The sequence below is a fragment of the Pseudomonas fluorescens genome, from assembly GCF_900215245.1.
GTDB lineage: Bacteria > Pseudomonadota > Gammaproteobacteria > Pseudomonadales > Pseudomonadaceae > Aquipseudomonas > Aquipseudomonas fluorescens.
In genome coordinates, this window is sequence record NZ_LT907842.1 from 4,164,237 (window position 1) to 4,190,126 (window position 25,890).

Here is a 25,890-nt window from a genome sequence, read left to right on the forward strand (position 1 = left end):
ACGTGTCGTGAAGAAGATAATATTTTTCCATTTGCTGAATGACTATAGCGGGAGCCCGAAGGTTCTTTCGCAGGTTATTGAGACGGTTTCAAGCGAGGGCGCTGACGTCGAATTGTTTTTGGGTGGGAAGGGCGGCGATGGCTTCCTTTCTTCTGCGCCGTGTGTGCAACGACGCTATTTTTACAAACGTTTCGAAAGCAAATATTTGACGTTATTGAGTTACAGCCTTTCACAGCTGATTTTGTTTTTTAAATTAATGAGTTATCGTAAGTCTTCAACGGTTTTTTACGTCAATACACTGCTTCCGTTTGGTGCGGCGTTGGCGGGAAAGTTACTGGGTATTAAGGTTTATTATCACATTCATGAGACGTCGATCCGCCCAAGGCCGCTAAAGCTTTTCTTGCGGTGGGTGGCTGCAAAGTGCTCAAGTAAAAATGTTTTCGTTTCGCATTTTTTAGCGAATGCCGAGTGTTTTCCTGCGGTAGAAAGTCAGGTGATTTATAATGCGATCCCACAGGGTATGGCACGTATTGCTGCGCATCACACGTATCATACTCAACCCAGTGAACAGTTCAGTGTATTGATGATTTGTTCTCTAAAGGCCTATAAGGGTGTCGGTGAGTTTATACAAGTTGCAAGCATGTTGACGCATAACAAAAGACTTGAATTTACCTTGGTGCTGGGCGCAGGGGATACTGAAGTAGCTGAGTACTTTTCGGGGATAAGCTGTCCTGGAAACCTGACTATTGTTTCACGGTGTGAGGATGTCGTTCCTTATTATCAGAAGGCGAATGTTTTGCTTAGTCTTTCGAAACCGAAAGAATGGGTGGAGACATTTGGACTGACTATACTCGAGGCGCTTTCATTTGGAGTGCCTTGTATTGTCCCTCCGGTGGGTGGGCCTGTCGAACTGGTTACGAATGGCAAGGAAGGATATTTAATGGATTCAAGTCAGGTTGAGGGAATTTCCGCTCGAGTGGAATTTCTTCAGAAGAATCCAGAAGTGTGCGTTCGCTTGTCTGAAGCTGCAAAATTAAAGTCGCTTAGTTTCTCAGTTGATAACTTTGAAAGTAGTGTGCTTGGGGTATTTAATGAGCGTTAAATTAGCAGTTATCGGTACGGTCGGTCTCCCGGCGCAGTACGGTGGATGGGAGACGTTATCAGAACAATTGATAACGTATCTGGATCAAGTGTACGACATTTCGGTGTATTGCAGCTCGACGTCGTACGCGTCCCGGCCGGCGAAATATCGTAACGCCAACTTGGTTTACGTTCCGCTGAAAGCTAACGGCGTGCAAAGTATTCCCTATGACATCATCAGTATGCTGCATGCCTATAGGAAAAATGACGTACTGGTGATACTCGGGGTTTCCGGCTGCATCGCACTTCCTTTTTTAAAGATGCTGACCAAGAAGAGAATTGTTGTCAATATTGACGGCTATGAATGGAAACGTGCCAAGTGGTCATTTCTGGCTAAGAAATTTTTGAAGTTTTCAGAAGCGGTGGCGGTTAAATATTCAGATGCCATCGTCACGGATAACAAAGTTCTTCAGGATTATGTGCGTAACGAATACGGGCGTGAGAGCACACTCATCGCCTATGGTGGCGATCAGGCCAAAACCAGCGTGCTGGCCGAGTCGGATCTGCAGCGTTACCCTTTCCTTTGTAAACCCTATGCGTTCTCCGTCTGCAGGATTGAGCCTGAAAATAATATTCATATCATCATTGAAGCCTTTAGCACCAGCGGGTTGCCGTTGGTGATCGTGGGTAATTGGAAACACAGTGAGTACGGCAAAGCGCTACAGGATAAATATTCGGGCATGGCGCACCTGCACTTACTCGACCCTATTTACAACGGTGATGAGCTCAGCCCGTTGCGCAGCAATGCCACTGTGTATATTCATGGCCACAGCGCCGGTGGAACCAACCCATCGTTGGTTGAGGCGATGTGGTTGAGCTTGCCTGTCATTGCTTTCGATGTGTCGTTCAACCGCGCTTCTACCGAAGACTGCGCAAAGTTCTTTTCGTCCAGTCAGGCATTGATCGAGAGTGCCGCCAGCCTTTTCGCCAATGAAGCTGAACGTGCGCAATTGAGTGAAAAGATGCACGAGATTGCGACGCGTCGTTATCGTTGGGAAGGTGTCTCTTCTCAATATGATAAGTTGTTCAAATCGCTACTTTCAGCTGATAAGGCTTGAATATGTTGGATGATGCACGCCTCCACCCTGTTCCAGACACACCAAAAATACTGCTCACGGGGGCGACCGGCTTCGTAGGGCGTTCAGTGCTCAATGCGCTGGTCGATGGTAAGTATCCGGTTGTCAGCGTCACCCGTAAAAGGCGTGTTCCCCCCGTGCCTGGTGTGCAGGAGTTTATTGTCGGGTCGCTGACGGACGATATCGACTGGCAGGTCCCATTATTGGGAGTCGACGTCGTCATACACTCCGCAGGTCGTGCGCACGTCATGAATGAAACGCATAGCAACCCGTTGCAGGCGTTTCGTGAGGTCAACGTGGACGCGACGCTCAAGCTTGCCCAGCAGGCAGCCGATGCGGGTGTAAAACGGTTTATTTTTATCAGCTCGATCAAAGTGAACGGCGAAGAGACCCCAGCTCACACTGCGTTTACCTCGCGGGATATTCCGGCGCCGCTTGACGACTACGGTGTGTCCAAGCTGGAAGCCGAACAGGCGCTTCTGGCGCTGGCGGGGCGAACCTCGATGGACGTCGTGATAATCAGGCCTGTTCTTGTGTATGGCCCAGATGTGAAGGCGAACTTTGAACGCATGCTTTCGATCGTGAACAAGAAACTGCCGCTGCCTTTTCGTACTATTGATAACCGTCGAAGCCTGGTTTTCATTGATAACCTGGTGGATTTGATTTGTGTGTGCATTAAGCACCCGCAAGCAGCCAATCAGGTGTTTCTGGTCAGCGACGATAATGATTTATCTATTGGGCAGATTCTGGAAAAACTGGCCATAGCCATGAATAAGTCGTCACGCGTTTTTTCATTTCCCTATTTTCTTTTAAACGCTGCGGCAACCTTGGTGGGTAAACAGGCGTTTTTGCAGCGGCTGTGCGGGTCTCTCCAAGTGGACATTACTGATACGCGCGAGCGCTTGGGTTGGGCCCCTCCCGTCAGCATTGATGAGGCATTTGCTATCACGGCCCGACATTATCTAGCCCAACAAAGTGGAACATCGCATGGGTAACCTGGCCGAACTGCTTAAGTCGAGGGATAATAATTTCAATTTTATCCGAATGGTCGCGGCGTTCTTCGTACTGGTTTCTCATTCTTACCCGCTCTCTCGTGGCGCGGCTGAAACCGAGCCGTTGATGGCGCAACTCGGGATAACGCTAGGCGGATTAGGCGTATTCACCTTTTTTTGTATTTCGGGATTTTTTATATCGCTGAGTTACGAGCGTTCAAAGACAAAGATTGACTTTGTTGTTGCGAGGTTTTTACGTTTGTATCCTGGGCTTTTAGTTGTGCTGCTGTTAAGTGCGTGGGTGGTCGGTCCCCTGTTCACTGAACTCAGTCTGCACGATTATTTCTCCGCCAAGGAGGTGCATAGGTATATTACCGGGAACTTGAAGTTGAAGGATATTCAGTTTCAGTTGCCTGGCCTGTTTCAGGATAACCCTTACCCCGGTATCAATGGTTCTCTGTGGACGTTATATTATGAAGTTTTGCTGTATGCGATGGTGTTTGCACTCGGCGTCGTCGGTTGTTTGACACGTCTGCGCCGGGTCTCGGTATTTTTTGCAGTGTATTTTTTGTTTTATGTTGTTTTTAACGTGCTGCAAAAGAACGAATACATGGTCTTCGGTTTCCAGTTGCGTAGCTGGGTGCAGTGGAGTTTCGCGTTTGTAATCGGCATGTTCTTGTACGCCTACCGATTTAAGATTCAGTTGAACATCTGGTACCTGGCGCTGGGGTGGGTGGCGGCCCTGTGTCTCTACAGGACGCCTGTGTTTGTCGAGGTGTTCGTGGTGGCGTGGAGTTACTCTGTGTTCTTCGTCGCCTTTAACACACAGTGGTTTGCACGGCAGTACAATAAACTGGGTGATTACTCGTACGGTTTGTATATCTATGCCTTTCCCACTCAAGAGATTCTGGCTCATCTCTACAAAGGGATATCCCCTGCGCAGATGATTATCCTGGCATTACCTGTTGCTCTTGTTCCTGCTGTGCTTTCTTGGCACGTGATCGAGCAACCCTGCATTTTGCGCAAGAAAGAGATTGCGTCCAGACTGTCTCAGGCCTGTGCGAAGCTGTCCGGAAAGTTTGCCAAGTATTCACCTAAATAGTTTTGAATGATAAGGTTGGTGGGAAATGAAGCGTTTTTTTGATCTTGTGCTGAGCCTGGTCGCTTTGCTCATACTGCTGATTCCGATTGTGCTTGTCACCCTGGCAGTAAAGTTGACGTCAAAAGGGCCCGCACTTTATTGGTCGGACCGGGTAGGCGTGAATAATGTACTGTTCAGGATGCCGAAGTTTCGCTCGATGCGTACAGGCACACCGGCAGTCGCTACGCATCTACTCCTGGACCCTTCCCAATACTTAACGCCTATTGGCAACTTTCTACGTAAATCCAGTTTGGACGAGTTGCCTCAACTGTGGAGTATTATTGTTGGCGATATGAGTTTTGTCGGGCCCAGGCCAGCGCTGTTTAATCAAGCGGACCTCATTGAGTTACGAACCCAGCAAGGCGTGCACCTCATTCCCCCAGGCCTCACTGGATGGGCGCAGGTTAATGGACGGGACGAACTGCCGATTCCGGTCAAGGTTGACTATGATGCTTATTACGCGAAAAATATGAGCGTTCTTTTCGATCTGAAAATCTTGTTTTTGACCGCCATGAAGGTAATCAAGCGGGACGGTGTTTCCCATTAATTGCATCGCGTTGCGTGATTGGCCTGTTTAGGTTAGCGGTGTACAGTGTGTTTTTTGTACTGCGTTTATCGCGCAGTCAAAAAATTTTGATCTAACGCATGGGCGGTAGGTGAGTCATGATAAACCGGTTGCGTGCTTGGCTATTGAAGCTACCTCGTCATCAAAAACGACTGATACAGGTATTGGCGGACGTTGTACTGGTTTCTTTAGCGCTGTGGATAGCGTTTTTAGTCCGTCTCGGAATCGACGAGATGATCAACCCGGTCAGAATGCATCTGTGGTTGTTCTTAGCCGCGCCGGTGGTTGCCATTCCGTTGTTCATTCGCTTTGGTATGTACCGTGCTGTTATGCGCTATTTTGGCAACGACGCACTCGTCGCCATTATCAAAGCCGTCAGCCTTTCGGCTTTGATTCTGGGTGTAGTCGTCTACTGGTATAGCAATCATCAGAACGTCGTGCCGCGGTCCATTATCTTTAACTACTGGTGGTTAAGCTTGATTATGGTCGGCGGTTTGCGCCTGACCATGCGTCAGTACTTCCTCGGCGATTGGTTTGCAGCGGCCCAGCACGTACCATTTACCAGCCGTGAGGATGGCCTGCCGCGGGTGGCGATTTATGGTGCGGGGTCCGCCGGCAACCAGTTGGTCGCGGCACTTCGCATGGGGCGTGTGATGCGCCCGGTTGCGTTCATTGACGACGATGACACCATCTCGGAACGCGTCATTTCCGGCCTTCAGGTTTACAAGCCCAAGCATATCCAACGGATGATCGACGCTACCGGTGCTCAAGAAATCCTCCTGGCACTGCCTTCCTCCAACCGCGGCCGGCGTCGTGAGATTCTTGGTTTTCTTGAGGGGTTTCCGTTACACGTGCGCAGCGTCCCGGGGTTTATGGACCTCGCCAGTGGACGGGTCAAGGTTGATGATATTCAGGAGGTCGATATTGCTGACTTGCTGGGTCGTGATTCGGTCCCCGCACAAGCTGATTTGCTTGAGCATTGCATCAAGGGGCAGAGCGTCCTTGTGACCGGGGCCGGTGGCTCGATAGGTTCAGAGCTCTGCCGGCAAATCCTGGAGTTGAAGCCCAAAACCCTGCTGTTGTTTGAACACAGCGAATTCAACCTCTACAGCATTCTGTCTGAGTTGGAACAGCGCATTACCCGAAAATCGTTGCCGGTAAAACTGCTGCCTATCCTGGGGTCAGTGCGTGACCCTTCAAAGCTGCTGGATGTGATGAAAGCGTGGCGGGTCGACACGGTTTACCACGCTGCTGCCTACAAGCATGTGCCGATTGTCGAGCACAATATCGCAGAGGGAGTGCTGAACAATGTCATCGGCACACTCAATGCGGCTCAGGCGGCCGTCCAGGCCGGGGCCTCGAATTTTGTGCTGATTTCCACGGATAAGGCGGTGCGTCCGACTAACGTCATGGGCAGCACCAAGCGTCTTGCCGAGTTGACGCTTCAGGCACTCAGCCGCGAACTTGCACCGGTGTTGTTCGGTGATAAGTCCAACGTTTCCCGCGTGAATAAAACCCGGTTCACGATGGTTCGATTTGGCAATGTATTGGGCTCTTCCGGCTCGGTGATTCCGCTGTTTCACAAGCAGATAAAGTCCGGTGGGCCGCTGACCGTCACGCACCCCAAAATCACCCGCTACTTCATGACCATTCCTGAAGCTGCTCAGTTGGTCATACAAGCCGGTTCAATGGGCCTGGGCGGCGACGTGTTCGTGCTGGACATGGGCGAACCGGTAAAAATAGTCGAACTCGCGGAAAAGATGATCCACTTGTCAGGGCTGAGTGTGCGCTCCGACAAGAACCCTCATGGTGACATTGCCATTGAGTTTTCCGGGTTGCGACCGGGAGAAAAGCTTTACGAGGAATTGCTGATTGGGGACAACGTCGTCGCGACGCAACATCCGATGATCATGAGTGCCAATGAAGATTATCTGCCTTGGGAGACTCTAAAGCTCAAGCTCTCCGAATTGCTTGCGGCGGTGGATCAGGACGATTTCAGCCGTGTTCGCCAGTTGTTGCGGGACACCGTCAGCGGTTACACGCCGGACGGGGAAATCGTCGATTGGATCTACCAGCAGCGCCGACTTGAGCCGTGAGATCAACGGTTACATAACCGCTGATACCGTTCAAAGCGGGTGCGCTACCAGCGCTGAGTCAGGCCAGCTGGCCGTTGAGGAATATGAAACACACTCTGTAACCCAGTCACTTTTGACTCTCTCCCAACATCACCTAAGTTAGGAAGGCAGCTTCGGAAAGCTGCTTTTCTTTTATTGATGTCATGGAGCGTCACCAATGCAAAAAACCTCTATCTCTTCCCTGATCTTTGCCTTCCTCGCGAGCATCTCCGTAGCGGCCACGGCTGCCCCGTCTGTCAAAACCGAAGCTCCCGCCCCGATCGCTGCACAGATGACCAAGGTTGAGCAATCTGCCCAGGTCAACCTGAACGCTGCCGATGCGGAAACCCTGCGCCGCGACCTGTTTGGTATTGGCGCCGCCAAGGCGAAGGCGATCATCGCGTATCGTGAAAGTAATGGCCCCTTCACGGCGGTGGATGAGTTGCTGGAAGTAAAAGGTATCGGTAAGGCGTTGCTGGAGAAGAACCGCGACAGGCTGGTGGTCAACTAAGGGACATTATTGTAAAAAAGGCCGGTCAGTGACCGGCCTTTTCTTGCTCTACAACCTGCGCTTTCAATGTGGTGCGCACCACATTCAAGATCCGGGTTGCCAACGCTGCACTTTCGACACTCCTGGCCAGTACCAGCGCGCCTACCAGTGTCGACATCAGCATCAGGCTTTGCTCATCGGCATCCGCGTTTCCCAAGGCCGCTTCGACTTGCTTCAACCGAGCCCCAAGCACCGCATCCGTGGTCGGGCTAGGCTGGCCTCTTTGGCCCAGTTCCGAAGACATGGTCGGTAGCGGGCAACCTTGCTCCGGTGAGGTCTGGTGCCATTCAGACAGGTAGCTGTCTATGAATGCATCCAGCGGCCGTTCCTGATTGAACAGCGCTTCGCAATGCGCATCCAGTTCTGCAGCAGTCGCCTGCAGGGCTTTTTCCACCAGTTCATCCTTGGATTTGAAATGCGCATAGAACCCGCCGTGCGTCAGGTTCAAAGCTTTCATCAAGGGTTGCAGCCCGGTGGCCCCAATCCCGTCGCGGCGAAAGCGTACGGAGGCTTCCTTGATGATGCGTTGGTGAGTCTGGGCTTTATGGTCTGCTGAATAACGCATAGGACTGCCTCGGGAGCGAGCGCGTATTTTAACGAAGTTGAACCTATTTACCCATCCGAACTAGGTGCATCTGCATTGGCATGAAAAGTGATTACATTTGGTTCAGTGATTGTTCAACAATCTTGAGGTGGTCATGGCGCTTAGTTTGTCTTTAGCCGATCAGATTGCGCTCGAATTGCGTGCTGACATTATGGGTGGACGCCTGTTGCCTGGAATGGCGCTGGTCGAGGTAGATCTGGTCAAGGCTTATAACGCTTCGCGCAATACGATCCGCGAAGCGCTGCACCGTTTGGGGCAGGAGGGCCTCACCCGCTATGTACGCAATAAAGGGGTGATGGTTCGGCGGCTGGAGCGCGATGAAGTGCGTGACCTGTTCGTCGTACGTCGCACCCTGGAATTACAGGCCATCGCCCACAGCCGCGCGCTGACGCACGACCAGGCCGAGCGTATGCAAAGCGCCATAGAGGCCACCACGCTGGCCCGGGAACGTGAAGACTGGCGCGCGGTGGCGACTCACAGCCTGGTGTTCCACCAGCAGATTGTCGCGCTGATGCGCAGCCCATTGTTCGATGAGTTTTTCGCCCAGGTCATTGCCCAGCTGCGCCTGGCGTTCTGCGCTGCTCCCGATGAGCAACGCTTCCAGTCACCCTGGCTGGAGCGAGACCGAGAGATTTACGCGTTATTGGTCCAAGGCGATAAACCGGCGGCAGGCACAGCGATGAGCGTGTACCTGGAGGATTCGGAACGACTGTCATTGGCCCTGTTTACCCAACCCTGATTGAGGAACCGCATCATGTACAAAGACTATCCGGCCGCTTATCAGGTCAGCAAAGGCTCGGCGCTGCAAGTGGACACAGCGTTCTACGAACGTATTCGCGAACAGGCGGATAAACGTACGCTGGTCGAGCAGTTTGAGGTGCCGATTCGCACGGGGAGGGCGTGGAAGGTGCCGGCCGGGCACGTGTTCCGTGTCACCACCCCGGTGGGCCCGCAGGTAGGCGACTTCAATGTGTGGAACGCCAATGACCCGCGCGAACGGTTATGGGCAGCGCGCACGCGGCAGTTGCAAGGTGCTCATGTCAGTACCCATGACCGGTTGTGGTCGAACCTGCCTTTTCTGCGGCCCTTGGTGACCATCACCGATGACAGCCTGGCGGGCTATGGCATTGATGAACATGGTGGGCGCCTGCACGATTTGCTCGGTACGCGCTGTGATCCGTATGTGAACCGTATGCTGACCGGCGAAGATTTCCATCACCATTGCCACTCCAACTTGACTCGAGCTGTGTTGCCCCACGGCCTGACGGAGTTCGACGTGCACGACGTGCTGAATATTTTCCAGTGCACGGGCCTCAATCATGACGACATGTACTTCATGAAAGCCTGCCCGGCGCAGAAGGGCGATTACCTGGAGTTTTTTGCCGAGATCGATTTGTTGTGTGCGCTGTCGACGTGCCCTGGCGGCGATCTGTCGTTGCCGATGTGGGGGCCGGACGCGCAAGACCCGCTGACGGTGTGTCGTCCATTGGGTGTTGAGGTTTATCGTTTGGAGGATGAGCTGCTCAAGGGCTGGCGCCAGCCCGAACGTGCCGCCTATAAAGGCCAGCACGGGTTGCAGATTGCCAAGGCGGACTGGGAGTAGCTCAGGATTCAGCGATCTTGCGCATCCTTGGCATCCGCCTGCGCGTTGCGATCGGCTACGCGTTTGCGTTGTTCGTCAGTGAGTTCCACCTTGTTGGCGCTGTCACGCAGCATCAGCAGCCCACCGACGATCGATCCGATCGCTACCACTAAAATCAACCACGCATACCACGGCATAAGGCTCTCCTTGAGACGGACTACCGTGGGAGAATTTTCCCACGGTAATAACTGCTTTGAGTAACAGGCTTTCTTAGTAGTTCATTGTAGGCCTGTTCCGTCCCGTTAACCTTAGAGCCCTGTCAGCATTGCATCCGCCGGTGCATCGGCGCGGTCTTGTGCGGTCAGCTGGAAGTAGATGAACCCTACGGCCATAAAGCCTAAAAAGATCAGTCCGATCAGTGCGTTGAACCACGCCATGGCCACCAGGCACACCATCGCCAGCACCAGCGCGATGCCCGGCACGATCGGATAACCCGGTGCGCGAAACGTGCGTTCCAGCAGCGGTTCAGTCTTACGCAGCTTGAACAGGCTGAGCATGCTCATGATGTACATCACAATGGCACCGAACACGGCCATGGTAATCATCGCTGCCGTCAGCGTCATACCGCCCAGGTTGATGAGGCCGTCGCTGTAGATGGCGGCGATACCGACCACGCCACCGGCAATGATTGCGCGGTGCGGCGTTTGAAAACGCGACAATTTGGCAAGGAAAGACGGCAGGTAACCGGCACGGGCCAGGGCAAAGAACTGGCGCGAATAACCGAGGATGATGCCGTGGAAGCTGGCGACCAGGCCGAACAGGCCGATCCACACCAGCATATGCAGCCAGCCGGAGCTGTCACCCACCACGGATTTCATGGCTTGCGGCAACGGGTCGTTGATGTTCGACAGGGTGCGCCAGTCGCCCACGCCGCCGGCGAAGAACATTACGCCCATGGCCAGGATTACCAGGGTCAGAATGCCGCTGATGTAGGCCTTGGGAATGGTGCGCTTGGGATCTTTCGCTTCCTCGGCAGCCATCGCCGCGCCTTCGATGGCGAGGAAGAACCAGATGGCGAAAGGAATGGCTGCAAACATCCCGGCAATCGCTGGAGCACCAAAGGTGTCAGAACCGGCCCAGCCATTGAGGGCGAAGTTGCTGAAGCTGAACGCCGGCGCGACCACCCCCATAAACACCAACAATTCCGCGACCGCGAGCACGCATACCACCAGTTCGAAAGTCGCCGCGAGTTTCACCCCGAGAATGTTCAGGCCCATGAACACGAGGTAAGCCCCGACCGCTGCATGTTTTGGGTCGAGTGCCGGAAACTGCACATTCAAGTAGGCGCCGATAGCCAAGGCAATGGCGGGCGGTGCGAAGACAAATTCGATCAATGTCGCTAGCCCGGCGATCAAGCCACCTTTCTCACCAAACGCGCGACGGCTGTAGGCAAACGGGCCACCCGCATGAGGAATCGCGGTAGTCAGTTCGGTAAAGCTGAATATAAAGCAGGTGTACATGGCGGCGACCATCAACGACGTCACCAGAAAGCCCAGCGTACCGGCCACGCCCCAGCCGTAGCTCCAGCCAAAGTATTCGCCGGAAATCACCAGCCCGACCGCAATACCCCACAAATGCAAGGTGCCCAAGGTGGGTTTGAGTTGTGTGTTCATCGTGTAGCGCTCCCTGAACGGTTTGGAATGATTCAGGGTGTTGCAGCGGCCATGCCATTGTGCAATGCGGTGTCGTAAAGACGCCGAACTGTCGCCGAGGAGATCGTTTGGCGTTTGAAAATTTCTGTCATTGCACCAGTTAAGGGCGGTGGTGGTTGAACTGCCGCCATCGCGGGCAAGCCCGGCTCCCACTTGGGGTTGTGGTCAACTGTGGGCGCCGGGCTTGCCTGCGATGAGGCCGCAACCGTCAAAACACGCCCGTGTAAACCGCGCATAAACCCACTCTTTACGCCGTCTTTACGGCCTGACCGTACCCTCGCTCTCGTTCCTTTACGCCACTCCTGCCGACAATTGACCCACACGCGGCAATCGCCGCAAAACGGAGAGACTTCCATGAGCGTTCTGGACGGGGTGTCACTGCTATTGGCCGTGGCACTGTTCATTTATCTGCTGGTTGCGCTGTTACGCGCGGATCGGAACTAGGAGCAGGCTATGCACAGTTATGACTATTGGCTGATCATCGCCTTCTTTGCCGTGGTACTGGTGCCGGCACCGTTCCTGGGGCGGTTCTACTACAAGGTGATGGAGGGCCAGCGCACCTGGCTGTCGCCGGTTCTCGGCCCTGTCGAGCGGGTGTGCTATCGCCTCTCGGGCGTGGACGAGCATCAGGAACAGAGCTGGCAGAAATACACGCTGGCATTGCTGGCGTTCAACCTGGCTGGCTTTGTGTTGCTATTCGCGATCTTGCTGTTCCAGGACGTGCTCCCCCTGAACCCGCAGAAATTGCCGGGTCAGGAATGGACATTGGCCTTCAATACGGCGGTCAGTTTCATGACCAACACCAACTGGCAGAACTACAGCGGTGAAGCCTCGCTGAGCTACCTCAGCCAGATGGTCGGCCTCACCGTGCAGAACTTCGTCAGCGCGGCCACCGGTCTGGCGGTCCTTGTCGCCCTGTGCCGTGGGATCGGTCGCAAATCCACCAAGACGTTGGGCAACTTCTGGGTCGACATGACCCGCGCCACCCTCTACGGCCTGCTGCCGATGTGCCTGGTGTTCGCGCTGTTCCTGGTCTGGCAGGGCGTCCCGCAAACCTTCGCTCACTATGTGAACGCCGTGACCCTGCAAGGCGTTGACCAGGTGATCCCGCTGGGCCCTGCGGCCAGCCAGATTGCGATCAAGCAGTTGGGCACCAACGGTGGCGGCTTCTTCGGTGTCAACTCGGCACACCCGTTTGAGAACCCGACTGCCTGGGCCAACCTGTTCGAGTTGTCGGCGATCATCCTGATCCCGGTGGCACTGGTGTTCACCTTCGGCCACTACGTGAAAGACCTGCGCCAGAGCCGGGCGATTCTCGGTTGCATGCTGGCCCTGTTCCTGATCGGCGGCGCGACCTCGCTGTGGGCCGAATACCAGCCGAATCCGACCCTGAACAATCCCGCTGTGGAACAAACCGCGCCGCTGGAAGGTAAAGAAGTGCGCTTCGGCACCACCGCCACGGTGTTGTGGTCGGTCACCACCACGGCGGCGTCCAATGGTTCGGTCAACGGCATGCACGACAGCCTCAACCCGCTGAGCGGGATGGTGGCGCTGGTTAACATGATGGTCGGCGAAGTGATCTTCGGCGGCGTCGGTGCCGGTATGTACGGCATGCTGCTCAACGTGTTGATCGCCGTGTTCCTCGCCGGCCTGATGATTGGCCGCACCCCGGAATACCTCGGCAAGAAGCTCCAGGCCAAGGAAGTGCAGTTGTTGGTGGTGACCTTGCTGGTGATGCCGATCGGCACCCTGGTACTGGGCGCCATCGCCGCCAGCCTGCCGGGTCCGGCGGGGGCTATCAGTAACCCTGGCCCGCACGGTTTCAGTCAATTGTTGTATGCCTACACCTCGGCGAGTGCCAACAACGGCTCGGCGTTCGGCGGCTTCAGTGCCAACACCACGTTCCACAACCTGATGATGGGTCTGGGGATGTTGATCGGCCGCTTCGGCTACATCCTCCCGGTACTGGCCCTGGCCGGCAGCCTGGCGATGAAGAAGACCGCGCCGATTGGCCAGAACAGCTTCCCGACCCACGGCCCGCTGTTCGTGACCCTGTTGACCGTGACCATTTTGCTGGTGGGCGGCCTGACCTTCCTGCCGACGCTGGCACTGGGCCCAATTGCTGAACATCTGAGCATGGGCTTCTAAGGGGATATGAAAATGAATATGCCTGCAAAAAATGCCGCTCCCGTGAACACTCAGGAGTCGCCAAAAACCGCCATGTCAGCCCTGTGGCGCCCGGCGCTGGTCCAGGCTTTCGTCAAGCTCGACCCACGCCAACTGCAACGCTCGCCAGTGATGCTGGTGGTCGAATTGACCGCCATGCTGACCACCGTGCTGTGCTTCGTGCCTGACACCGCGGTGCCGACCTTCGTCGCCGTGCAAATCGCCGTGTGGTTGTGGTTCACCGTGCTGTTCGCCAACTTCGCCGAAGCCCTGGCCGAAGGCCGCGGCAAAGCCCGCGCCGACAGCCTTAAAGCCGGCAGCGAAGGCCTCAGTGCGCGCCGCAAGGAAGCCGACGGCAGCTTCAAGGTCGTACCGGCCACCAGCCTGCGTAAAGGCGACGTGGTACGCGTTGCCGCCGGGGAAATGATCCCCGGTGATGGCGAGGTCATCGAAGGTATCGCCGCAGTCAACGAAGCGGCAATTACCGGCGAATCCGCCCCGGTGATCCGCGAGTCCGGCGGTGACCGTTCGGCCGTCACCGGCAATACACGCCTGGTGTCGGACTGGCTGCTGGTGCGCATCACCGTCAACCCGGGCGAGTCCACACTGGACCGCATGATCGCCCTGGTGGAAGGCGCCAAGCGCCAGAAGACCCCTAACGAAGTCGCGCTGGATATCCTGCTGATCGGCCTGACGTTGATCTTCCTGCTGGTGGTGGTCACGCTGCAGCCGTTCGCCCACTTCGCCAATGGCAACCTGCCGCTGGTGTTCCTGGTCGCACTGCTGGTGACGCTGATTCCTACCACCATCGGCGGCCTGTTATCAGCCATCGGTATTGCCGGTATGGACCGCCTGGTGCGCCTCAACGTGATCGCCAAGTCCGGACGTGCGGTGGAAGCGGCAGGTGACGTGCATGTGTTGCTGTTGGACAAGACCGGCACCATCACCTTCGGTAACCGTCGCTGTGCCGCAGTAATCGCTGCGCCCGGCGTCAGTGGCCGTGAGTTGGCCGAAGGTGCGTTGCTGGCCTCCCTGGCGGATGACACGGCAGAAGGTAAATCCATCGTCGAATACCTGCGTGCCTTGCACCCTCAGGCCGAGCCGACACTGGATCAACTGACCTCTGTGCCGTTCAGTGCTGAAACGCGCCTGTCCGGTGTCGACTATCAGGGCCGGGTGTACCGTAAAGGCGCCGTCGATTCGCTGCTGGCATTTATCGGCCAGCCACGTCGCGACCTGCAACCGGCGCTGTCACGGGAAATCGACAAGATCGCCCAGAGCGGCGGTACCCCATTGCTGGTGTGCGCCGATGGCAAATTGCTCGGTGCGATCCATCTCAAAGACGTGGTCAAACCCGGCATCCGCGAACGTTTTGCCGAGCTGCGCAAACTCGGGATCCGTACCGTGATGGTGACGGGCGACAACCCGTTGACCGCTGCCGCGATTGCCGCTGAAGCCGGCGTGGATGACGTGCTGGCTGAAGCCACCCCGGAGAAAAAACTCGCACGCATTCGTCATGAGCAAAATGACGGTCGCCTGGTCGCCATGTGCGGCGACGGTGCCAACGATGCCCCGGCACTGGCCCAGGCGGACGTCGGCATGGCAATGAACGATGGCACCCAGGCGGCGCGTGAAGCGGCGAACATGGTTGACCTCGACAGCGACCCGACCAAATTGCTGGATGTGGTGCAGATCGGCAAAGAGTTGCTGGTGACGCGCGGCGCGTTGACGACCTTTTCCATCGCCAACGACGTGGCCAAATACTTCGCGATCCTGCCGGCGCTGTTCGCCTCGATCTACCCGCAACTGGGCGTGCTCAACGTGATGCACTTGCAGAGCCCGCAGAGCGCGATTCTCTCGGCCATCGTGTTCAACGCCCTGATCATCGTGGTGCTGATTCCCCTGGCGTTGCGCGGTGTGCGCGTACAGGCAGCGAGTGCGGCGGCGTTGCTGCGTCGCAACCTGCTGATCTACGGGCTGGGCGGGATCCTGGTGCCATTCGTGGGCATCAAGGCGATCGACATGCTGCTGACGGCGCTGCACCTGGTTTGACCCGATTCCTGTGGGGGCCAGGCTGGCGCCCACAGGTTGCAATGACTCACGTGAGGAATTTGAAATGTCCACCATGATCCGCCCGGCCCTGAGCCTGCTGGTACTCATGACCCTGATCACCGGCGTCGCTTACCCACTGGTCGTGACCGGTGTCGCGCAAGTCGCCTTTCCTGCTCAGGCCAACGGCAGCCTGGTGCGTGATGCCGACGGCAAAGTGCGCGGCTCAAGCCTGATTGCCCAGGACTTTACCGGTGACGGCTGGTTCCATCCGCGCCCATCGGCGGGCGCGTTCGCGACGGTTTCCAGCAGCGCGAGTAACCTCGCCCCAAGCAACCCGGCATTGGCAACGCGCATCTTTGATGATGCCAACAAACAGTTGGTGGCAGGGCAGGGGCCGGTGCCTCTTGCCTCACTAACTACCTCCGGCAGCGGTCTTGATCCACACTTGCCACCCGCGGCGATTGCCTATCAACTGGCGCGTGTGGCAGCTGCGCGGAATGTGCCGGTGGCGACCCTGCAACGCTTGCTCGATGAGCACATCGAAAGCCCGCTGGTAGGGCCGCCGGTGGTCAACGTATTGGCGCTGAACATGGCGCTGGAAAAACTCTGAATTCCGTGTGGGAGCGAGCACGCCCGCTCCCACACTGGATGTTCAGTGACTTGAATACCTGAAGGAACCCAAGCATGAGCGACTCCGGCCGCGCCGATGCCCTGTTAGCCGACCTGCCACGGGACGGCCGTGGCCGGCTCAAAGTCTTTCTCGGCGCCGCGCCGGGTGTGGGCAAGACCTACGCCATGCTTCAGGCCGCGCACACCCAACTGCGCCAGGGCGTGCGCCTGGTCGCCGGGGTGGTTGAAACCCATGGCCGTGCCGAGACCGAAGCGTTGCTCAGCGGCCTGCCGCAACAACCGTTGCTGCGCAGTGAATACCGCGGTGTGATGCTCGAAGAAATGGACCTCGACGGCCTGCTCGCGGCCAAGCCCAAACTGGTGCTGGTCGACGAACTGGCCCACAGCAACGCTCCCGGCAGCCGCCATGAAAAACGTTGGCAAGACATTCAGGAGCTGCTCGCCGCCGGCATCAACGTGTTCACCACGGTCAACGTCCAGCACCTGGAGAGCCTCAATGACCAGGTGCGCGGCATCACCGGCGTGCAAGTGCGCGAAACCCTGCCGGACTGGGTGCTGCAAGAAGCTGACGAACTGTTGCTGATCGACCTGCCATCGCGCGAGCTGCTTGAACGCCTGCGCGACGGCAAGGTGTATGTACCGGAACAGGCTCGCGCGGCCATTGATGCGTTTTTCACCCAGACCAACCTCATGGCCTTGCGCGAGTTGGCCATGCAGACCGCCGCCGCCCACGTCGATGACGATTTGGCCCAGGGTTATCGGCAACTCGGCCAGGCCGCGCCGGCGGTCCGTGGCCGCTTGCTGGTCGGGATCGATGGCGATGCGCAGGCCGAGCGCCTGGTGCGCCACGCCAGCCGTGTCGCCCAGCGTCGGCATTTGCCGTGGAGCCTGGTGCATATCGATAACGGCCGTGCGCGGGATGAGCAATCGCGCCTGCGGTTGCAAAACGCGCAGCAACTCGCCGAGCGGCTTGGCGGGGAAGTGGTGCTGCTGCGGGCGGGGGAGGTGGCGAAGACACTGATTCAACATGCTGCCGAACGCCGCGCCAGCCTGCTATTGGTCGGGCAGTCGCGTATGCGCTGGCGGCGTCGTTTGTTCGGCGGCGGGCTGGCGGCGCGCCTGCTGCGCAATGCGCGTGGCTTGGAAATCAACGTCCTCGACAGCGATGACATGCCCGCGCCCCCACGCCTGCCGGATGTGCGTGGGTTGGTGTGGTTCGACTACGGCCTGGCGGTAGTCGCGACCGTGGTGGCGGCGGCGTTGGCCTGGGCGGTCGCCAGCGTGTTGCCGTTGCCGAATATCTCCCTGGTGTTTCTCGCGGCGGTATTGCTGGTCGGTGTGCGCAGCAGCCTCGGGCCGTCGCTGGTGTGCGCGGCGCTGTCGTTCCTGACCTATGACTTTCTGTTTATCCCGCCGAGTTTCTCCTTCGCTATCCAGCGTGAAGAGGACGTGTTGACCCTGCTGTTTTTCCTGCTGATGGCCGCGTTGACCGGCAACCTGGCCGCGCGCCAGCGTCGGCAGCTACAGGCCTTGCGGGATACTCAGGAAGAAACCAGCGAGCTGCTCGACCTGTCGCGCAAACTCACCGCCGCCACCGACCGCCAGGCGGTAATCAGTGCGGCGGCCCATCATTTGGAAGGCTGGAGCGATCTGGACCTGTGCCTGGTCAATCGCGACGGCCAGGGCGGCTGGAAGGTCGAGACGGGTTCGCCGTTGAACCTCACGGAATCCGAACGCGCCGCCGCCGACTGGGCCTGGCAGCATGATCAACCGGCCGGCATGGGCACCGGCACGTTGCCGTTTGGGCGCTGGTGGTGGTGGCCGCTGTCGGGTGAGGAGGGGCCCTTGGGCCTGCTCGGTGTGAGCCCCAAGCCGGGCCTGGAATTGAGCGGCCAACGCCGTCGCCTGCTGACGGCACTGAGCCAACCGTTGGCTCAGGCCTTGGCACGTGCGCAATTGGCACAGGAGCTGGAGTCCGCGCGCCTGCACGGCGAGACCGAGCAACTGCGCAGCGCCTTGCTGGCGTCGGTGTCCCACGATTTGCGCACACCGTTGACGTCCATGCGTGGCAGCATCGACAGCCTGTTGGCCCTCGGGGAGGCCATTCCCCTGGAAGATCGCCGCGAATTGCTCGAAGGCACTCGCGATGAAGCCGAGCGCCTGGACCGCTATATCCAGAACCTGTTGGACATGACGCGCCTGGGCCACGGCGCACTCAAGCTGGCGCGTGATTGGGTCGCGCCCGGTGATATCGTCGGCAGTGCACTGGGCCGTTTACGCGCGGTGCTGGCGCCGTTGCAGGTGAAAACCGACGTGCCGGCGGAGTTGCCGTTGCTGTACGTGCACGCCGCGTTGATCGAGCAAGCGCTGGTCAATGTGCTGGAAAACGCCGCGCGTTTCTCTCCGCCCCAGGGACGTTTGGAGGTGACTGCTGGTGTGGCGGACAACCAGCTGTTTTTTGCGGTGGCCGATGAGGGCCCCGGCATTCCCGAAGACGAGCGCGCGAAGATTTTCGATATGTTCTACACCGCCGCCCGCGGTGATCGTGGCGGGCAGGGCACCGGCCTGGGCCTGGCGATCTGCCAGGGCATGGTCGGCGCCCACGGTGGCCGTATCAGCGTCGCCGAGGGCATTGAAGGGCGGGGCACCTGCATCACTTTGTTCCTGCCATTGCCGACACAGCCTGGCCTGGAACGCGAGCCTTGAGCTACCCTCTTTTCTCCACGGATTTTGATTGGACACCATGAGCCAGACCGCGACGATTTTAGTCATTGATGACGAACCGCAGATCCGCAAATTCTTGCGGATCAGCCTGGCCTCCCAGGGCTACAAGGTGATCGAGGCCGGCACCGGCAACGAAGGCCTGGCCCAAGCGGCATTGAGCAAACCGGATTTGCTGGTGCTCGACCTTGGCTTGCCCGACATGGACGGCCAGCAAGTGTTGCGCGAGTTTCGCGAGTGGTCGACGGTGCCGGTGTTGGTGCTGTCGGTGCGCGCCAGTGAAGTGCAGAAAGTCGAAGCCCTCGATAGCGGCGCCAATGACTACGTGACTAAACCCTTCGGGATCCAGGAGTTTCTCGCCCGCGTGCGCGCATTGCTGCGTCAGGCCCCGGCGGGAGAAGCCCAGGAAGCCGCCTTGAGTTTCGGCCCGTTGACGGTGGACCTGGCCTATCGCCGCGTGTTGCTGGACGGCGTCGAAGTCGCGCTGACCCGCAAGGAGTATGCGGTGCTGGCGCAATTGGCGCGGCATCCTGGGCGGGTGATTACCCAGCAGCAACTGCTCAAGGATATCTGGGGGCCGACTCACACCGAAGACAGCCACTATCTGCGCATCGTCGTCGGCCACTTGCGCCAGAAGCTCGCGGACGATCCGACTCAGCCGCGGTTTATTGTGACCGAGGCGGGTGTGGGGTATCGGTTGTTAAATGCCTGAGTTGAGCGGCGCCTGAACTGGCCCCTTCGCGAGCCAGCCCGCTCCCACATTCGATCGAGTTCCACCTTTGGAATGCGGACAAATGGGGGAGCGGGCTTGCTCGCGATGACGCCATCAGTCACGCCGCCAGTCAACCCTGCTCACTCTCATACTTGTCCAGCGTATCCCTGGCGATTTCCCGGCCCAAGGCGATCAACTCCGGCGCCTTGTAGAACTCGAAAAACCGGCACACGCGCTTCGGCACGTTGATCAGCACATCCGGCGGGTAACCGGCGATCTTGTACTGCGCCAGTGATGTTTGCATCACCTCGAAGCTCTGGTTGATCAGGTCCAGCAGCGACGCCGGGCCAACGTTGTCGATGATGAACGAGCCGGTCGCCGATTTGGGTGCCCCGGCTTTTTCCGGCGCGGCGGCGGGTTGTTGCGATTCGGGCTCGGCCGACTCCAGCCAGGGGTTGATTTCTGCGGTCTGGGCCTGCAATGCCTCCTGCTCCAGCTTCATTAACTGCTCGGCTTGTTTGCGGCGAAACGGCAGGTGTGAGCCCAATGATTTGGCCAAGCTGTTGAAGCGGCTCTTGAACGCCGGCGGGCGCTGGATCACCGGCAGTTGGTAGTGTTTTTGGTTGGTGGCGTTGAGGTTGACCGCGATGATCAAGTCGCAATGGCTGGACACCACCGGCACAATCGGCAGCGGGTTGAGCAGGCCACCGTCGACCAGCATGCGGTTGCCCTGCATGACCGGTGTGAACAGGCTGGGAATCGCCGCCGAAGCGCGCATGGCCTGGTGCAGGCAGCCTTCCTGGAACCAGATTTCCTGTTGGTTGGTCAGGTCAGTGGCAACGGCGGTGTAGGGAATGCGCAGCTCTTCGATATTGATCTCGCCGACAATCTTGCGGATTTGCCCGAAGACTTTCTCGCCGCGGATCGCCCCCAGGCGAAAACTCACGTCCACCAGGCGCAGCACGTCCAGGTAGTCGAGGCTTTCGATCCAGTTTCGGTATTCATCGAGCTTGCCGGCGGCATAGATCCCGCCTACCACTGCGCCCATCGAGCAACCGGCGATACAGGCGATGTCATAGCCGCGCCGTTCGATTTCCTCGATCACGCCAATATGGGCGTAACCCCGGGCTCCGCCGGAGCCCAGCACCAAGGCAACACGTTTCTTCATGACCTGATCCTTCGCAAAACAGGTGCCCACAATGCACCCATCAAGGTCAGTGCTTCAATCCTCGTCGACACACGCAATAATTTTCCGGAATAGTCGTGGCGCTCGGGTATGCTCTGGCTATTGTGACTTTCGGTTTCAGGCTCCCGTACAAGGCACTTTTCCTTGTCGCCAACGTCTACACCGTACGACTGTTTTTCTTAAATTTGAGGTGTCATTGATGAAAGCCTGGATGTGTGTGCCTGTGATCGTGTTGGCCCTGGCCGGTTGTGCCGGGAAAACCGCGTACCGCGACAGTTGTGGCACGCAATTGGACGCGGCGTGGCATGAGTTGGATTTGGCCAAGGCCGAAGGGTTTGCCGGGACTGTCAGCTACTCTAAGGCGTTGTCGTTGTTGACGGGCGCCAAGACCCAACAGCAATTCGAAGCGTTTGAAGGGTGCTCCAACAAGGCCGAGAAAGCGCGGTTCTATATCCGTGAGTCGCGCGCCGGGCGTTAATCGGTAAGCGGCAAGCAGGGTCTTAATGGTTTAGGGAGGAAGGGATGTCAGCTTTGGTTGATCAGTTAGTCGCTCAGGTCATTGGCCTGGAGGTAGGGTTACTGAGCTGCCAGGCTCGCCTCGCCGCCGTCACCGACGATGAAGCCTTGCACGACCTGCGCACCACCGTGCGGCGCCTGCGCAGTTTGCTGCGGCCTTTACGTGGCCTGCCGGGTGTCGAACAGCTTGAATTGGCCGCCGGCACGGTCGGCCAAATGACCACGCCGCTGCGCGACCGAGAGGTCCTGGCGGCGTATCTTCACCAGCACGGTCATCACGACGCTGCCGACCGACGCCTGCGCCTGCAACCCGATGCCTACCGCCACGTCGCGCAAAGCCCGGAACTGGCGCACCTGCTGCTGATCCTTGATGCCTTCCCACGTTTTATCCGCGTCTCCCAGCACCAGAAGCTGCTCAAAGGCCTGCGCTCGAGCATCGAAAAGCGGCTGGGCAAGCAATGGCACGCCCTCGATAAAGCCCTGAAAGACCCAAACCATGACCGTCATCGCCTGCGCTTGCTGATCAAGCGCGTACGCTACGCGGCCGAGGCCTACCCCGCGCTGGACAAACTCCCGGCCAAAGCGATGTCGCGCCTCAAGCAAGCGCAGGGCGCCCTGGGTGATTGGCACGATTGCTGGCAGTGGTTGGCCCAGGCCGAACATCAACCCGACTTGCAGCCGTGTGTTGCAATCTGGCATCGCACCATGGCCGAGGCTGAAGGGCAGGCGGATCGGGTGCTGGACAAGCTTGGCGCCGATTGTTTTTAACGCGGTCCGGTTTTTGGCCGGAATGCGCGCTGTACGTGGCTGACCTGATGGTTAAGATCCCTTGATCGGTTTTCTTGAGGTGAGGTCGCCATGCGTTTTAGTGATTTGCTCGACGCTGCCCGTAGTACCCCGCTGGACGTCACTATTCCCGCCGAATGGGCCCAGGGTCGCGCGACCTTTGGTGGCCTGGTCGCCGCCTTGCAATACGAAGCGCTGCGCGCTCAAGTACCGGCAGACCGGCCCTTACGCTCACTGGCTGTGACCTTCGTCGGTCCGGTCGCCCCGCAGATGCCTGCCAGTTATCAGGTTGAGGTCCTGCGCGAAGGCAAGGCTGTGAGTCAACTGCTCGGCCGTGTGGTGCAAAATGGCGAGGTTGCAACCCTGGTGCAGGCCAGCTTTGGCGCGGCACGCGAGTCGCAGATTGATGTGGCAAGCGAGGCCCCACCGGTGTTCAAACATTGGGATGAGTGCCAGGAGTTGCCTTACATCAAGGGTGTCACCCCCGAATTCATGCGGCACCTGGCAATGCGCTGGAGTGTCGGCGGACTGCCGTTTACCGGTAATAAATCGCGCGTCATGGGCGGCTGGGTGCGTTTGCGCGGGGACGTGAAGGAAGAGCCCCTCACCGAGTCGCACATCCTCGCCCTGGTCGATGCCTGGCCACCGGCCTTGCTGCCACACCTGTCCGCGCCGGCGCCCGGCAGCACGCTGACCTGGACCATCGAATTTATCCAGCCGCTACATGAGCTGAGCACCCTCGACTGGTGCCAGTACTGCGTCAACATCGAGCATGCCCGCGACGGCTATGGCCATGCCGCCGCCGCACTCTGGAGCCCGACCGGCGAGTTGATCGCCATCAGCCGCCAGACCGTGGTGGTCTTCGCCTGAGCCTCAGAACCGCTGGCTACCCTGAGCTTCCAGCGTGCGCCCGTGGCGTTGCAGCGCAACGCCTGCCAACACACCGATGGCGCCGACGGCAAAACTGGCCAGGCTGAGGCTGAATACACCGGATGCCATCGACAGAAAACCGATGATCAGCAGCGGTACGGCAATCAACTGCAGCCCCAGGTTGGTCGGGTGCTGAAGGCTGTGTGGCTGATTGCGCCATTGCCACGCGGGGAAGTTAGGATGACGTTTGCCCATGATGATTAATCCTCTGTCCGTTGAAACAACATGGACAAAGTGTAGGTCGCAGGCGGGTGGGGCGGCGAATCAAGCCTCGCTATGGGGGCCATAGCCAGCCTTGTCTGGCTACAACTTCAACTGCCCGATCGCCTTGCTCAACTCCCCGGCCAGCGTCGCCAGTTCATTGCTGGTGGTGGCCGAGCCCACGGTCTGCTGCACGGTGTTCTCGGTCACATCACGAATGCTCACCACTGCGCGGTTCATCTCTTCGGCAACATGGCTCTGCTGTTCGGCGGCGACGGCAATCTGCGTGTTACTTTCGCGCATCTGCGCCACGGCACCGGTGATTTCGGCGAGCGCCGCGCCGGCTTCCTGGGCCTGTTGCACACAGTCGTCGGCCTTGAGTGAGCTTTCCTGCATGAAGTCCACGGCGTCGCGGGTGCCCGATTGCAGGGCTGACACCATGCGGGTGATTTCGTCTGTGGAGGTTTGCACGCGTTTGGCCAGGTTGCGCACTTCGTCGGCGACCACGGCAAAACCACGGCCCATTTCCCCGGCCCGGGCGGCTTCGATGGCGGCGTTGAGGGCGAGCAGGTTGGTCTGTTCGGCGATGCTATGGATCACACTGACGACACCGTTGATTTTCTGGCTGTCTTCGGCGAGTTGCTGGATCATTTCGGCGGTCTGTTGCACGCCGGTGGACAACCCGGCAATCGAGCGCTGGACCCGGTCGACCACTTCCCGGCCGCTGCCCGCCAGGGTATCGGCGGTCTGTGACAGGTCGCGGGTGGCGCCGGCGTGTTGGGCGATATGGTGGACGGTGGCGGTCATTTCGTTGATGGCGGTGGCGGCCTGGTCGGTTTCGCTTTGCTGGCCGAGCATGCCGTGTTGCACCTCGTTCATGCTGCTGGCCAGGCGCGCGGCGCCTTCATCGAGCTGCCGCGCAGTGCGCGCCACGGTGTTGACCACTCGCTGGTAGCCGGCTTGCATGGCGTTGAACGCACTGGCCATTTGGCCGACTTCGTCTTTGCAGGCCAGCGGCACGCGGGCCGACAAATCGCCGGTCTTCTCGACGTGCAGCATCACGTCCTTGAGGGTATTGAGTTGGCTGAGCAGGAAGCGGATCAGCAACTGCGAGGCGCCAAGCATCGCCAGCATCAGGATCAGCACCGCCACGGCGTAGTTGGCGAAGCGTTCGGTGAATACCTGGCTCAGGCTCTGCCCGTAGGCCAGCACGGCGACCTGTCGCCCATCGGCGCGCGCAATGACGTCAGCGCCGATCAGCGGGTTGTTCCCGAACAAGGGCAGATGATTCAGTGCGACCCAGCCACTGGCTGTGCTCAGGGCTGACAGGTCCTGATCGGCCAACTGCGGGGTTTGGCCACGGGCAAACGTCAACCAATGCTCGCCTTCAGGCAGCGCCTTGTCGGCCGGCCAGGTGCCGAGCAATCGGGCCTGCGCCTGGGCCGAGGCTTGGGACGCGTCGCTGCGTGCCTGTTGTTCGAGCTGCACGGCGTACAGCACCAGCAGCAAGGTGGTGATGAAAGCGACCGCGTTGACCGCCCAGAATTTGTATTTCAGCGAGATATTGCTAAGCCAGGCACCCATGGAAGGTTTTCTCTGATAGCGGAAACAGTATTGGCAAGGTGCCATTATTGTGCCGCTACTCAGGAAATCGGTTTTGACATGGGTCAATGCGCCGCATCAGGCGATGTGGGGCAAGCCAAAAAATGCGCGCGAGCATGCGCTGCTGTGTTCGGCCAGGTCTTCGATGGTTTCGTTGCGGTGCAGGGCGACTTCACGCAGCACTTCGGGCAAGTAGGCGGGTTCGTTGCGGCCATTTTTTGGCTTGGGGCGCAGTGTGCGCGGCAGAAGGTAGGGCGCATCGCTTTCCAGCATCAGACGGCCGCGGGGAATTTCCCTGACCAGCGGATGCAGGTGAGTCCCACGGCGCTCGTCGCAGATCCAGCCGGTGATGCCGATGTGCAAATCGAGGTCGAGGTAGCTGAACAACGCGTGTTGTTCGCCGGTAAAGCAATGCACCACGGCAGCCGTCAGGTGGTCGCGGTAACCCTTGAGAATTTCCAGCAGGCGCTGGTTGGCGTCACGCTCGTGAAGAAACACCGGCAACTTCAGCTCGACGGCCAGCGCCAAGTGTTCTTCGAGGACTTTTTCCTGCTGAGGGCGCGGCGAGAAATCCCGGTTGAAATCCAGCCCGCATTCACCCACTGCACGTACCCGGCTTTCGCTGAGCAGACCGCGCAGGCGCTGAGCACTGTCGCCGTTCCAGTCACTGGCCGAGTGCGGGTGGATGCCGGCGGTGCTGAACAGGCGTTGGCCGCTTTCATCAAGTTTTACGCACAGCTCCAGGGCCTGTTCGCTGCCATCCACACTGGTGCCGGTGAGCACCAATTGTTCCACCCCGGCGGCATAGGCGCGGTCGAGAACGGCCTGGTGCCTCTCGTCGAAACTGGGGTTGGTCAGGTTGACGCCGATATCAATGAGTTGCATGGTGCTATCTCCGCCTGCGGCCGGAAA

The 25,890-nt window shown here is 58.4% G+C and carries 24 protein-coding genes and 1 pseudogene; 18 read left to right on the top strand and 7 right to left on the bottom strand.

The window, feature by feature from the left end:
• Positions 1 to 7 precede the first annotated feature (7 nt).
• The 7 genes from CPH89_RS19495 to CPH89_RS19525 all read left to right on the top strand — a co-directional run bounded on the left by CPH89_RS19495 (position 8) and on the right by CPH89_RS19525 (position 7,539).
• Complete coding sequence (locus CPH89_RS19495) at positions 8 to 1,102, top strand: glycosyltransferase family 4 protein (RefSeq protein ID WP_053255110.1); 1,095 nt, start codon at positions 8 to 10, stop codon at positions 1,100 to 1,102.
• Positions 1,092 to 2,198 carry a DUF1972 domain-containing protein gene (locus CPH89_RS19500; RefSeq protein ID WP_053255111.1) on the top strand — a complete coding sequence of 369 codons (1,107 nt, stop codon included), beginning with the start codon at positions 1,092 to 1,094 and terminating at the stop codon, positions 2,196 to 2,198. Before CPH89_RS19495 ends, CPH89_RS19500 begins: the two co-directional genes overlap by 11 nt.
• A 2-nt stretch (positions 2,199 to 2,200) precedes the next feature.
• Positions 2,201 to 3,211: a UDP-glucose 4-epimerase family protein gene (locus CPH89_RS19505; RefSeq protein ID WP_053255112.1), complete on the top strand. Its 1,011-nt coding sequence runs from the start codon at positions 2,201 to 2,203 to the stop codon at positions 3,209 to 3,211.
• Complete coding sequence (locus tag CPH89_RS19510) at positions 3,204 to 4,310, top strand: acyltransferase family protein (RefSeq protein ID WP_053255113.1); 1,107 nt, start codon at positions 3,204 to 3,206, stop codon at positions 4,308 to 4,310. The genes CPH89_RS19505 and CPH89_RS19510 overlap by 8 nt, the downstream gene beginning before the upstream one ends.
• 25 nt (positions 4,311 to 4,335) lie before the next feature.
• Positions 4,336 to 4,896 (top strand): sugar transferase, encoded by a 561-nt coding sequence (locus CPH89_RS19515; protein ID WP_053255114.1) that lies wholly within the window; start codon positions 4,336 to 4,338, stop codon positions 4,894 to 4,896.
• A gap of 116 nt (positions 4,897 to 5,012) precedes the next feature.
• Positions 5,013 to 7,010 carry a polysaccharide biosynthesis protein gene (locus CPH89_RS19520; RefSeq protein ID WP_162232018.1) on the top strand — a complete coding sequence of 666 codons (1,998 nt, stop codon included), beginning with the start codon at positions 5,013 to 5,015 and terminating at the stop codon, positions 7,008 to 7,010.
• A 196-nt stretch (positions 7,011 to 7,206) separates the two neighbouring features.
• A complete protein-coding gene (locus tag CPH89_RS19525) occupies positions 7,207 to 7,539 on the top strand; it encodes a ComEA family DNA-binding protein (protein ID WP_053255115.1) in 333 nt (110 codons plus the stop codon).
• A 25-nt stretch (positions 7,540 to 7,564) separates the two neighbouring features.
• Here the strand turns inward: CPH89_RS19525 and CPH89_RS19530 are convergent, their stop codons facing one another.
• Entirely contained in the window at positions 7,565 to 8,143 is a 579-nt protein-coding gene (locus CPH89_RS19530; RefSeq protein ID WP_053255116.1) for a TetR/AcrR family transcriptional regulator, read from the bottom strand.
• Positions 8,144 to 8,276: 133 nt separating this feature from the next.
• Between CPH89_RS19530 and CPH89_RS19535 the strand changes: the two genes are divergently transcribed.
• Positions 8,277 to 8,921: a GntR family transcriptional regulator gene (locus tag CPH89_RS19535; protein ID WP_053255117.1), complete on the top strand. Its 645-nt coding sequence runs from the start codon at positions 8,277 to 8,279 to the stop codon at positions 8,919 to 8,921.
• A 15-nt stretch (positions 8,922 to 8,936) separates the two neighbouring features.
• Positions 8,937 to 9,785 (top strand): urea carboxylase-associated family protein, encoded by an 849-nt coding sequence (locus tag CPH89_RS19540; RefSeq protein ID WP_053255118.1) that lies wholly within the window; start codon positions 8,937 to 8,939, stop codon positions 9,783 to 9,785.
• Between the two features lie 8 nt (positions 9,786 to 9,793).
• Here the strand turns inward: CPH89_RS19540 and CPH89_RS19545 are convergent, their stop codons facing one another.
• Positions 9,794 to 9,961: a DUF2897 family protein gene (locus CPH89_RS19545; RefSeq protein ID WP_064502997.1), complete on the bottom strand. Its 168-nt coding sequence runs from the start codon at positions 9,959 to 9,961 to the stop codon at positions 9,794 to 9,796.
• A 111-nt stretch (positions 9,962 to 10,072) separates the two neighbouring features.
• Entirely contained in the window at positions 10,073 to 11,437 is a 1,365-nt protein-coding gene (eat, locus tag CPH89_RS19550) for an ethanolamine permease (RefSeq protein ID WP_053255119.1), read from the bottom strand.
• A gap of 393 nt (positions 11,438 to 11,830) precedes the next feature.
• Here eat and kdpF point away from each other — a divergent pair, with 393 nt between their 5' ends.
• The 6 genes from kdpF to CPH89_RS19580 all read left to right on the top strand — a co-directional run bounded on the left by kdpF (position 11,831) and on the right by CPH89_RS19580 (position 19,757).
• Complete coding sequence (gene kdpF / locus CPH89_RS19555) at positions 11,831 to 11,920, top strand: K(+)-transporting ATPase subunit F (RefSeq protein WP_003218754.1); 90 nt, start codon at positions 11,831 to 11,833, stop codon at positions 11,918 to 11,920.
• 9 nt (positions 11,921 to 11,929) lie between these two features.
• On the top strand, positions 11,930 to 13,624 hold the full coding sequence (gene kdpA, locus CPH89_RS19560; RefSeq protein ID WP_053255120.1) for a potassium-transporting ATPase subunit KdpA: 1,695 nt from the start codon (positions 11,930 to 11,932) through the stop codon (positions 13,622 to 13,624).
• A 12-nt stretch (positions 13,625 to 13,636) separates the two neighbouring features.
• On the top strand, positions 13,637 to 15,694 hold the full coding sequence (gene kdpB / locus CPH89_RS19565; protein ID WP_371850832.1) for a potassium-transporting ATPase subunit KdpB: 2,058 nt from the start codon (positions 13,637 to 13,639) through the stop codon (positions 15,692 to 15,694).
• Positions 15,695 to 15,758: 64 nt separating this feature from the next.
• Positions 15,759 to 16,304, top strand: coding sequence for a potassium-transporting ATPase subunit KdpC (gene kdpC, locus CPH89_RS19570; protein WP_053255122.1), 546 nt, complete (start codon positions 15,759 to 15,761; stop codon positions 16,302 to 16,304).
• 74 nt (positions 16,305 to 16,378) lie between these two features.
• Positions 16,379 to 19,030 carry a sensor histidine kinase gene (locus CPH89_RS19575; protein WP_053255123.1) on the top strand — a complete coding sequence of 884 codons (2,652 nt, stop codon included), beginning with the start codon at positions 16,379 to 16,381 and terminating at the stop codon, positions 19,028 to 19,030.
• 37 nt (positions 19,031 to 19,067) lie between these two features.
• Complete coding sequence (locus tag CPH89_RS19580) at positions 19,068 to 19,757, top strand: response regulator (protein ID WP_053255124.1); 690 nt, start codon at positions 19,068 to 19,070, stop codon at positions 19,755 to 19,757.
• Between the two features lie 130 nt (positions 19,758 to 19,887).
• Here CPH89_RS19580 and CPH89_RS19585 read toward each other — a convergent pair whose 3' ends face one another.
• The gene (locus CPH89_RS19585) at positions 19,888 to 20,925 is read right to left on the bottom strand and encodes a patatin-like phospholipase family protein (RefSeq protein WP_053255125.1); all 1,038 of its coding nucleotides are present in this window, start codon (positions 20,923 to 20,925) and stop codon (positions 19,888 to 19,890) included.
• A gap of 217 nt (positions 20,926 to 21,142) precedes the next feature.
• On the opposite strand from CPH89_RS19585, the gene CPH89_RS19590 reads away from it, so the two are divergent.
• From CPH89_RS19590 to CPH89_RS19600, 3 genes are all read left to right on the top strand, one after another.
• Positions 21,143 to 21,421 carry a hypothetical protein gene (locus CPH89_RS19590; protein WP_010176194.1) on the top strand — a complete coding sequence of 93 codons (279 nt, stop codon included), beginning with the start codon at positions 21,143 to 21,145 and terminating at the stop codon, positions 21,419 to 21,421.
• 44 nt (positions 21,422 to 21,465) lie between these two features.
• Positions 21,466 to 22,227 (top strand): CHAD domain-containing protein, encoded by a 762-nt coding sequence (locus CPH89_RS19595; protein WP_053255126.1) that lies wholly within the window; start codon positions 21,466 to 21,468, stop codon positions 22,225 to 22,227.
• A gap of 90 nt (positions 22,228 to 22,317) precedes the next feature.
• Positions 22,318 to 23,115, top strand: coding sequence for an acyl-CoA thioesterase (locus CPH89_RS19600; protein WP_053255127.1), 798 nt, complete (start codon positions 22,318 to 22,320; stop codon positions 23,113 to 23,115).
• 6 nt (positions 23,116 to 23,121) lie between these two features.
• Here the strand turns inward: CPH89_RS19600 and CPH89_RS19605 are convergent.
• The 3 genes and pseudogenes from CPH89_RS19605 to CPH89_RS19615 form a co-directional block, all read right to left on the bottom strand.
• Positions 23,122 to 23,370, bottom strand: a pseudogene (locus tag CPH89_RS19605) (terminase); the annotation flags it as partial.
• A gap of 108 nt (positions 23,371 to 23,478) precedes the next feature.
• Positions 23,479 to 24,960: a methyl-accepting chemotaxis protein gene (locus CPH89_RS19610; RefSeq protein ID WP_053255128.1), complete on the bottom strand. Its 1,482-nt coding sequence runs from the start codon at positions 24,958 to 24,960 to the stop codon at positions 23,479 to 23,481.
• Positions 24,961 to 25,056: 96 nt separating this feature from the next.
• Entirely contained in the window at positions 25,057 to 25,863 is an 807-nt protein-coding gene (locus tag CPH89_RS19615) for a TatD family hydrolase (RefSeq protein ID WP_053255129.1), read from the bottom strand.
• Positions 25,864 to 25,890: the final 27 nt, after the last annotated feature.

Excerpts from the sequence above, each read along its gene's own strand:
- CPH89_RS19595 (WP_053255126.1), top strand. The coding sequence starts at position 21,466 with ATGTCAGCTTTGGTTGATCAGTTAGTCGCTCAGGTCATTGGCCTGGAG.
- CPH89_RS19585 (WP_053255125.1), bottom strand. The coding sequence starts at position 20,925 with ATGAAGAAACGTGTTGCCTTGGTGCTGGGCTCCGGCGGAGCCCGGGGT.
- kdpA (WP_053255120.1), top strand. The coding sequence starts at position 11,930 with ATGCACAGTTATGACTATTGGCTGATCATCGCCTTCTTTGCCGTGGTA.
- CPH89_RS19580 (WP_053255124.1), top strand. The coding sequence starts at position 19,068 with ATGAGCCAGACCGCGACGATTTTAGTCATTGATGACGAACCGCAGATC.
- CPH89_RS19520 (WP_162232018.1), top strand. The coding sequence starts at position 5,013 with ATGATAAACCGGTTGCGTGCTTGGCTATTGAAGCTACCTCGTCATCAA.
- CPH89_RS19510 (WP_053255113.1), top strand. The coding sequence starts at position 3,204 with ATGGGTAACCTGGCCGAACTGCTTAAGTCGAGGGATAATAATTTCAAT.
- CPH89_RS19525 (WP_053255115.1), top strand. The coding sequence starts at position 7,207 with ATGCAAAAAACCTCTATCTCTTCCCTGATCTTTGCCTTCCTCGCGAGC.
- CPH89_RS19575 (WP_053255123.1), top strand. The coding sequence starts at position 16,379 with ATGAGCGACTCCGGCCGCGCCGATGCCCTGTTAGCCGACCTGCCACGG.
- kdpB (WP_371850832.1), top strand. The coding sequence starts at position 13,637 with ATGAATATGCCTGCAAAAAATGCCGCTCCCGTGAACACTCAGGAGTCG.
- eat (WP_053255119.1), bottom strand. The coding sequence starts at position 11,437 with ATGAACACACAACTCAAACCCACCTTGGGCACCTTGCATTTGTGGGGT.
- CPH89_RS19590 (WP_010176194.1), top strand. The coding sequence starts at position 21,143 with ATGAAAGCCTGGATGTGTGTGCCTGTGATCGTGTTGGCCCTGGCCGGT.
- CPH89_RS19505 (WP_053255112.1), top strand. The coding sequence starts at position 2,201 with ATGTTGGATGATGCACGCCTCCACCCTGTTCCAGACACACCAAAAATA.
- CPH89_RS19500 (WP_053255111.1), top strand. The coding sequence starts at position 1,092 with ATGAGCGTTAAATTAGCAGTTATCGGTACGGTCGGTCTCCCGGCGCAG.
- CPH89_RS19530 (WP_053255116.1), bottom strand. The coding sequence starts at position 8,143 with ATGCGTTATTCAGCAGACCATAAAGCCCAGACTCACCAACGCATCATC.
- CPH89_RS19615 (WP_053255129.1), bottom strand. The coding sequence starts at position 25,863 with ATGCAACTCATTGATATCGGCGTCAACCTGACCAACCCCAGTTTCGAC.
- CPH89_RS19535 (WP_053255117.1), top strand. The coding sequence starts at position 8,277 with ATGGCGCTTAGTTTGTCTTTAGCCGATCAGATTGCGCTCGAATTGCGT.
- CPH89_RS19610 (WP_053255128.1), bottom strand. The coding sequence starts at position 24,960 with ATGGGTGCCTGGCTTAGCAATATCTCGCTGAAATACAAATTCTGGGCG.
- CPH89_RS19515 (WP_053255114.1), top strand. The coding sequence starts at position 4,336 with ATGAAGCGTTTTTTTGATCTTGTGCTGAGCCTGGTCGCTTTGCTCATA.
- kdpC (WP_053255122.1), top strand. The coding sequence starts at position 15,759 with ATGTCCACCATGATCCGCCCGGCCCTGAGCCTGCTGGTACTCATGACC.
- kdpF (WP_003218754.1), top strand. The coding sequence starts at position 11,831 with ATGAGCGTTCTGGACGGGGTGTCACTGCTATTGGCCGTGGCACTGTTC.
- CPH89_RS19540 (WP_053255118.1), top strand. The coding sequence starts at position 8,937 with ATGTACAAAGACTATCCGGCCGCTTATCAGGTCAGCAAAGGCTCGGCG.
- CPH89_RS19545 (WP_064502997.1), bottom strand. The coding sequence starts at position 9,961 with ATGCCGTGGTATGCGTGGTTGATTTTAGTGGTAGCGATCGGATCGATC.
- CPH89_RS19600 (WP_053255127.1), top strand. The coding sequence starts at position 22,318 with ATGCGTTTTAGTGATTTGCTCGACGCTGCCCGTAGTACCCCGCTGGAC.